Annotated in this window: 5 protein-coding genes; 3 read left to right on the plus strand and 2 right to left on the minus strand. The window is 59.6% G+C overall.

The genetic code is table 11. The features are described from left to right. A partial coding sequence (locus tag GBC55_RS29110) for an ABC transporter ATP-binding protein (protein ID WP_247267059.1) occupies positions 1 to 377 on the minus strand: 377 nt, incomplete at its 3' end. Continuing rightward, positions 378 to 1550, minus strand: a complete 1173-nt coding sequence (locus GBC55_RS29115; RefSeq protein WP_162441102.1) for an efflux RND transporter periplasmic adaptor subunit — start codon at positions 1548 to 1550, stop codon at positions 378 to 380. It lies immediately after the preceding gene. Positions 1551 to 1870: 320 nt separating this feature from the next. Here GBC55_RS29115 and GBC55_RS29120 point away from each other — a divergent pair, with 320 nt between their 5' ends. The 3 genes from GBC55_RS29120 to mgtA all read left to right on the plus strand — a co-directional run bounded on the left by GBC55_RS29120 (position 1871) and on the right by mgtA (position 7045). Next, positions 1871 to 2353 carry a sigma-70 family RNA polymerase sigma factor gene (locus tag GBC55_RS29120; RefSeq protein WP_162441101.1) on the plus strand — a complete coding sequence of 161 codons (483 nt, stop codon included), beginning with the start codon at positions 1871 to 1873 and terminating at the stop codon, positions 2351 to 2353. A gap of 133 nt (positions 2354 to 2486) precedes the next feature. Beyond that, positions 2487 to 3824 carry a SidA/IucD/PvdA family monooxygenase gene (locus GBC55_RS29125; RefSeq protein ID WP_162441100.1) on the plus strand — a complete coding sequence of 446 codons (1338 nt, stop codon included), beginning with the start codon at positions 2487 to 2489 and terminating at the stop codon, positions 3822 to 3824. Positions 3825 to 4342: 518 nt separating this feature from the next. Next, positions 4343 to 7045: a magnesium-translocating P-type ATPase gene (gene mgtA, locus GBC55_RS29130; protein WP_162441099.1), complete on the plus strand. Its 2703-nt coding sequence runs from the start codon at positions 4343 to 4345 to the stop codon at positions 7043 to 7045. The last annotated feature ends 1253 nt before the right edge of the window (positions 7046 to 8298 follow it).

Below are 8298 nucleotides of genomic sequence, written 5' to 3' on the forward strand. Positions count from 1 at the left end.
CGGGCATGACGTTCCGCGGCCGGGGTGCCGGCGTAGATCGCCGGCATCTCGACGTTTTCCTGGGCCGAGCCGGACGGGATCAGGTGGTACCCCTGGAACACAAAGCCGAATGCCTCGCGGCGTAGCCAGGCCAGTTCATCGCTGTCGAGGCCGGCGACGTTTTCCCCGGCGAAGCGATACTCGCCCGACGTCGGGCGGTCGAGGCATCCGAGGATGTTCATCAAGGTCGATTTGCCGGAGCCCGAGGCACCGACGATGGCGACGAATTCGCCCGCGTGGATCGACAGGTCGATGCCGCGCAACACCTGAACTTCAGGCGCGTCGCCACCGCCGTAGGATTTGCGGATGTCCTGCAGGTCGATCAGGGGCGTCAGCATTCAGCCGCCACTCCCGTCGACCGGTCCGATCAACAGGTGATCGCCTTCCTGCAAGCCGTCGAGGATCTGTACCCGCAGACGATCGCTGATGCCGGTACGGACATCGCGCTGCTGCAGACTGCCGTTCTCGGCGACTACCTGGGCGGTCTGGATGTCCGTTTTTGTACCGGATTGCAGGGCGGCAATGGGCGCGGTCAAGACGTTTTTCGCCTGGTCGGACACGAAAAACACCTGAGTGGTCATCTCTGCCATCAGCGCGTTATCGGCGTTATCGACGTCGAGCAACACGGTGTACAGCACCACGCGCGCGCTGCCGCTTTTACTCGAACTGGCCGGACTGCCGCCGCCTTGACTGGTTTGATCGAGGGGTTTTGGCGGCACCGGAAGAATCTGGCGCACGGTGCTGCTCCAGCGTCGAGTGCCTCCGCTGAGGGTGGTGAACCAGGCCTGCATGCCGGGTTTGACGTGGCCGATGTCCGCTTCAGAGACCTCGGCCCACACGGTCATCGGCGACAATTTGGCGATGCGCAAAATCAACGGCGTTTGCTGCTGGGCATTGAGCGTCTGGCCTTCACGGGCGTCAAGGGCGACGACGGTGCCGGCCATCGGTGCATAAATGCGCGTGTAACCGAGCTCGGCCTGGTCGCTGCGCAGGCTGGCCTGGGCCTGGCGGATCTGCGCCTGGAACATGTCTATGCGCGCCTGGGTGGCGCGCAGTTCCGCCTGGGCCGTCTGCACGTCTTCCTCACGGGTGGCACCGCCGGCCTTGAGGTTCTGTTGGCGCTGGAATTTCTGCCGGGCCAGTTCGTGCTGTGCCCGTTGTTCCTCGAGCTGAAACTTGAGGTTCTCGATGGAAAAGCGTCCGGCGTCGAGTTTGGCCTGTTGCGTGGACGGGTCGATTTCCACCAGCAACTGGCCTTCCTTGACCACGTCGCCGACTTCCACATGGATCTTGTGGATTTGCCCGGACGCCTGGGCACCGACGTCGACATACCGCCGGGGTTGCAACGTGCCCAACGCCGTGACACTGGTTTCGATGTCGCCACGGGTGACCTGAACAGTGGCGAACTTGTCCCGACCGGGGGGGATGAACTGCCAGGCGGCGACGGCGATAACGGGGATCAGACACAGTGCTACAAGCAGGGCGCGTCGGGCGTGACGGGGACGTTTCATGCAGGGTTCCAGTCAATGGAAATCGACCCGTCGTTCGTCTTGCAAGAAAAGTCCGGCAATAAGTGAACGCTGTCGGCAGACCGACAGAGACGGGGAGCTGTCCTTAATACGAGAAAAGCCGCGTCGAATTTAGGCGCGGTCACGTGGGGGCACACATATAGACCATGACTATTTGTCGGGCAAGATGAAGCAATACTTTAAATCTATATGAGAATTACTATAAATTACGCGCCTCGCTCTGCCACTATCTTGCCACTGCCCATTTTGGCGGTCGACAGAGTGGCTCAAGGAATGAATCCGCACCCGTGCGGACGGGAGTCATGTTGGAAAACTACTATCGTGAGCTGGTGTGTTTCCTGAACGCCAAGCTAGGCAACCGTCAGGTCGCCGAAGATGTGGTGCATGACGCTTATCTACGGGTTTTGGAACGCTCCAGCACCACGCCGATCGAGCAGCCCCGGGCGTTTTTGTACCGCACCGCGCTCAATCTGGTGATCGACGACCATCGGCGCAACGCCCTGCGTCAGGTCGAGTCGCTGGAAGTGCTCGATAACGAAGAGCGCTATTTCACCCCGTCCCCGCACAACAGCCTCGACCACGGCCAACGCCTGGAAATGCTCCAGCGTGCCTTGTCTGAATTGCCGCCGTTGTGCCGCGAAAGTTTTCTGCTGCGCAAGATCGAAGGCCTCTCCCACCCCGAGATCGCCGAACGCCTGGGGATCTCCCGGGCGCTGGTGGAAAAGCACATCGTCAACGCGATGAAGCATTGCCGGGTACGGATGCTGCAGTGGGATGCCCACTGATCTCATCGTGTTAAATTTTGTTTCATTGTCCTCGTCCTTACTCAACAGACGACCTGCTGTCCTGCCCAGGGCCGGTCAGGTCACTCAGCTTTTCCTCCCCGCTGCTCGGGGGTTCATCCAGAGGACACTGGAAATGACACAGGCAATTGCATCGCCCATCGTTCACGACCTGATCGGCGTCGGTTTCGGCCCTTCGAACCTGGCGTTGGCCATCGCTCTGCAAGAACGCGGATCGAGCCAGGGGGAACTGGATGTACTGTTTCTCGACAAGCAGGCCGACTACCGCTGGCACGGCAACACCCTGGTGACCCAGAGCGAGTTGCAGATCTCCTTCCTCAAAGACCTGGTAACCCTGCGCAACCCGACGAGCCCTTACTCTTTCGTCAATTACCTGAAGCACCACGGTCGTCTGGTGGACTTCATCAACCTGGGCACTTTTTACCCGTGCCGCATGGAGTACAACGACTACCTGCGCTGGGTTGCCGCGCAGTTCGACACCCAGAGCCGCTACGGTGAAGAAGTGCTGACCATCGAACCGGTGCTGCACAACCAGCAGGTCGAAGCGCTGCGGGTGATTTCCAAAGACGCCCAAGGTCAGCAGCACGTTCGCACCACGCGTTCTGTTGTGGTCAGCGCCGGCGGCACACCGCGCATCCCGGAAGCGTTTAAAGCGCTCAAAGGTGACAGCCGTGTGTTCCACCATTCCCAGTACCTGGCACAGATGGCCAAGCAACCGTGCGTGAACAACCAGCCGATGAGCATCGCGATCATCGGGGGCGGGCAGAGCGCCGCGGAAGCGTTTATCGATTTGAACGACAGCTTCCCATCGGTGCAGGTGGACATGATCCTGCGCGGCTCAGCCCTGAAACCGGCCGATGACAGCCCCTTCGTCAACGAAGTGTTCTCGCCGGAGTTCACCGACCTGGTGTTCCAGCAAGCCAGCAGCGAGCGCGAGCGTTTGGTCAACGAGTACCACAACACCAATTATTCGGTGGTGGACATCGATCTGATCGAACGCATCTACGGCATCTTCTATCGCCAGAAAGTCTCGGGCATCGCCCGTCATGCATTCCGCACCCTGACCACGCTTTCAAAAGCCACCGCCACCGAGCACGGGATCGAACTGACGATGCGTAACAACGCGACCGGTGAAGTCACGGTGCGTCACTACGACGCCGTGGTCCTGGCCACCGGTTACGAGCGCCAGATGCACCGCAAACTGCTGGCACCGCTGGAGCAGTACCTGGGTGATTTCGAGGTGGACCGCAATTACAAACTGATCACCGACGAACGCTGCAAGGCCGGCATCTATATGCAGGGCTTCTGCCAGGCGAGTCATGGTTTGAGCGACACCTTGCTGTCGATCCTGCCGATCCGGGCGGATGAGATTGCCGGATCGTTGTATGAATATGGCGAGAACCGTGGGCATAGCCGGTCCATGGTGGATTTGTTGTTGGCGACGGCTAGCTGAGATTTTCTGCGACAGTGAAACCGCCATCGTCGGAATGCCGCCCAGAGCAGGCTCACTCCTACATTTGACCTGTATACACAGGACCCATGTAGGAGTGAGCCTGCTCGCGATAGCGTCCCTACCGTCACCAAAAATTCTCAATCCTGAACCCTTCCTGAAGAACCCCGAAATTCCCCCCGTGCACCCCAAACACCGCGTTTACTTTCCTTAAACAGCGGCGCAAGCTTCGCGTGTTTTCAATCAATAGCGGAGACCCACAGTGGGTACTTGTTCGAGTGACAGACGTCGGCCGGTCCTGAAAACCGGCACATTCTCGGCAAGATAACGCGCAGCTTTTTTTGTGCCGTTGTCTCGCCTGAACGCGAGCAGCGGCCTTCCGATCGCAGCCACTACCGGTGCGATTTTCGATGCCCTCTCTACGACGCTGAACTGTGCGTGATGGTCGACCTTCGTGTCGTCATCGCGGCGTCTCGACACGCCTGCTCGAAGGTTTCCCGGCTGACCCTGGGGGAACTGCCATGAACCTGACCCTGCTCAAAGAATTCTTCGCCGGATTCCTGCGCACTCGCCACATCGCCCGGCATTTTCGTCGACTGGCGCTGCTGGAAAACTTCACCGACACCACCGTCAGCCGCGCAGTGCCGCCGACGCTGGCACAAACTCTGATCAGCGCCGCTAACAGCGAAGCCGGTCAACTGCTCAACAGTCTCGGCAGCCACACCCACGGGCTCAGTGACCTTGAAGCCGACGTCCTGCGCGAACGCTTCGGGCTCAATGAAGTCGAGCATGAGCAGCCGTTGTCTTGGTGGACTCACCTGTGGCACTGCTACAAAAATCCGTTCAACTTGCTGCTGACGTTGCTGGCGGTCATCTCCTGGCTGACCGAAGACCTGAAAGCCGCGATCGTGATTTTCTCGATGGTGGTGCTCTCGACCTTGCTGCGCTTCTGGCAGGAAACCAAATCCAACCAGGCTGCGGACGCGCTCAAGGCGATGGTCAGCAACACGGCCACGGTGTTGCGCCGCGATGAACACCGGATCGAATTGCCGATCAAGCAACTGGTGCCGGGGGACCTGATCGTGTTGTCGGCGGGCGACATGATTCCCGCCGATTGCCGGGTGCTCGGGGCCAAGGATCTGTTCGTCAGCCAGGCTGCGATGACCGGCGAATCGATGCCCGTGGAGAAATTTCCTCGGCAGCAGGACGACGATACCGACAACCCGCTGGACCTCGACAACATCCTGTTCATGGGCACCAACGTAGTGTCAGGCACCGCGACGGCGGTGGTGCTGACTACCGGCAACAGCACCTATTTTGGTGCGTTGGCACAACGGGTCGGCGCCACCGATCGCGCGCCCACCTCGTTTCAGACCGGGGTCAACAAAGTCAGCTGGTTGCTGATCCGCTTCATGTTCGTCATGGCGCCGCTGGTGCTATTCATCAATGGTTTCACCAAGGGCGACTGGACCGAAGCGTTGCTGTTCGCATTGTCGATTGCCGTCGGCCTGACCCCGGAAATGTTGCCGATGATCGTCACCTCGACGTTGGCGAAGGGCGCGGTATTTTTGTCGCGCAAAAAAGTCATCGTCAAACGCCTCGACGCCATCCAGAACTTCGGCGCCATGGACGTGCTGTGCACCGACAAGACCGGCACTCTGACCCAGGACCGGATTTTCCTGGCGCGCAACGTCGATGTCTGGGGGAACGACTCTGATGATGTGCTGGAAATGGCCTACCTCAACAGTTACTACCAGACCGGCCTGAAAAACCTGCTGGACGTAGCCGTGCTCGAACACGTCGAAATTCACCGTGAACTGAAAGTCGGCACGGCGTTTCGCAAGGTCGACGAGATTCCCTTCGACTTCACCCGTCGGCGCATGTCGGTGGTGGTGGCCGAGCGTGATCATTCCCATCTGTTGATCTGCAAAGGCGCCGTGGAGGAGGTGCTGGCGGTGTGCTCGCGGGTGCGCCACGGTGTTATCGACGAAGCGTTGACCGAGGAACTGCTGACGCGGATTCGTCAGGTCACTGCCGCGTTCAACGCCGAAGGACTGCGGGTGGTAGCCGTTGCGGCGCGGCCGATGATCGAAGGGCGCGATACGTACAGCCTGGCGGATGAACAGGCATTGACGCTGATTGGCTATGTGGCGTTTCTCGACCCGCCGAAGGAAAGCACCGCGCCCGCCCTGAAAGCCCTGGCCGCCCACGGCGTTGCGGTGAAAGTGCTGACCGGCGACAACGAGCTGGTGACGGCCAAGATCTGCCGCGAGGTAGGTCTGGAGCAACAAGGCCTGTTGATGTGCAATGACATTGAGCGCATGACCGACGCCGAGCTGGCGGTGGCAGTCGAGACAACCAACGTCTTCACCAAACTCACGCCCTCGCACAAGGAACGCATCGTCCGCCTGCTAAAAAGCAACGGACATGTGGTGGGTTTCATGGGCGACGGGATCAATGACGCACCGGCCTTGCGCACGGCGGACATCGGTATTTCGGTGGACAGCGCCGTGGACATTGCCAAGGAAGCGGCCGACATCATCCTTCTGGAAAAAAGCCTGATGGTGCTGGAAGAGGGGGTTCTGGAAGGCCGCCGGACCTTCGCCAACATGCTCAAGTACATCAAAATGACCGCCAGCTCGAACTTCGGCAACGTGTTCTCGGTGTTGGTGGCGAGCGCGTTCATCCCGTTCCTCCCGATGTTACCCATGCACCTCCTGGTGCAGAATCTGCTCTACGACATTTCGCAGATCGCCATTCCGTTCGATAACGTCGATGAAGAGATGCTCAAGCAACCCCAGCGTTGGCAGCCGGCTGATGTCGGGCGTTTCATGCTGTTCTTCGGCCCGATCAGTTCGATTTTCGACATCACCACCTTTGCGTTGATGTGGTACGTGTTCGATGCCAATACGCCAGATCACCAAACGTTGTTTCAGTCGGGCTGGTTCGTGGTCGGGTTGCTGACCCAGACGTTGATCGTGCACATGATTCGTACGCCGAAGATCCCTTTCCTGCAAAGCCGCGCGGCGATGCCGTTGATGGTGATGACGGGGATTATCATGGCTGTCGGGATTTTTCTGCCGATGGGGCCGCTTGCGCATTACTTCAAATTGCAGGCGTTGCCGTCGTTGTACTTTGTGTTTTTGCCGGTGATTTTGTTGGCTTATATGGGGCTGACGCAGGCGGTGAAGGGGTTTTATGTTCGGCGGTTTGGGTGGCAGTGAGGCTCGTCGTTCGTCTTCGCGAGGTCTGCTGAATCCACTGTAGGAGCAAAGCTTGCTCGCGATGGCGGGCTGACAGTTGCCCATTTCTGGCGGGTGTACCCAAATCAAATTGTGGGAGCTGGCCTGCCGGCGATGGCGGTCTGATAGCCGACGCATCTTTCCCTGATGTTCCGGGATCACACTGTGGGAGCTGGCTTGCCGGCGATGGCGGTTTGATCGGCGCTGAGATTCTTGCGGGTGTACATATCCATTCCTGCGGTCACGGCTTCTATGGGTTTCGCTTTTACAGCGAGTCACTTGGAAGAGCGCCAAGTAACCAAACGCTCTTGCCCCTTTCGTCCGGTGCCTCGCCAGGGCTCGGCATTCCCTCGCTCCGGTCCTGCTCCGTGTGCCCGCCGCGATCGGCCATCCCTGGCCGTGCGCGGCTAACCCGGCATCCATGCCGGGTTGCCCACTGCGCAGAACCTGCGCTCAGCCTGCCGATGGGGCAAGAAGATCAAAATCAAAAGCCACAGCGAGGCGGCCTGACAGCCGACCCGACTTTCGCGGCTCACGCGTTCACCTGTGGGAGCTGAGCTTGCTCGCGATGACGGGCTCACAGCCGACTCCTATCTCCCGGATATACCCGGATCAAACAGTAGGAGCGAGCCTGCTCGCGATCGCGGCGTGATCGGCGGGGAGTGTCTTGCTGGTGTACATATCCATTACTGCGCTTACGGCTGCTATTGGTTTCCGACTCTTCAGGCGTGGCCCGCTTGTAGGAGCTGTCGAGTGCAACGAGGCTGCGATCTTTTGATCGTGCCGTTGCTTCGGCGGTGGTCTTTGTGCGGATACGGATGTGAACAACGTTTCCTACGGTGGACTTGCAGGCGAAGAGTTTTCCCAATGAAATCGCGTCATCGTTTACGTCCATCGCGAGCAGGCTCGCTCCTACAGTTTGAGCCAGGGACATCAGGGAAAGATGCATAGGCTATCAGGCCGCCATCGCGAGCAAGCTCAGCTCCCACAGGGACATGCGCAGGCCTTAAGTGTCAGGTCGGCTGTCAGGCCGCCTCGCTGTGGCTGTGGCTGTGGCTGTGGCTGTGGCTGTGGCTTTTGATTTTGATCTTGATCTTCTTGCCCCATGGGTAGGCCGAGCGCAGGTTCTGCGCAGTGGGCAACCCGGCATGGATGCCGGGTTAGCCGCGCACGGCCAGGGATGGCCGATCGCGGCGGGCCCACGGAGCAGGACCGGAGCGAGGGTATGCCGAGCC

This window comes from Pseudomonas sp. TNT3 (genome assembly GCF_010095445.2).
Classification (GTDB): Bacteria; Pseudomonadota; Gammaproteobacteria; order Pseudomonadales; family Pseudomonadaceae; genus Aquipseudomonas.

What these genes read in the sequence shown, in the direction of transcription:
- mgtA (WP_162441099.1), top strand. Translation starts at nt 4,343, where the DNA reads ATGAACCTGACCCTGCTCAAAGAATTCTTCGCCGGATTCCTGCGCACT.
- GBC55_RS29125 (WP_162441100.1), top strand. Translation starts at nt 2,487, where the DNA reads ATGACACAGGCAATTGCATCGCCCATCGTTCACGACCTGATCGGCGTC.
- GBC55_RS29120 (WP_162441101.1), top strand. Translation starts at nt 1,871, where the DNA reads ATGTTGGAAAACTACTATCGTGAGCTGGTGTGTTTCCTGAACGCCAAG.
- GBC55_RS29115 (WP_162441102.1), bottom strand. Translation starts at nt 1,550, where the DNA reads ATGAAACGTCCCCGTCACGCCCGACGCGCCCTGCTTGTAGCACTGTGT.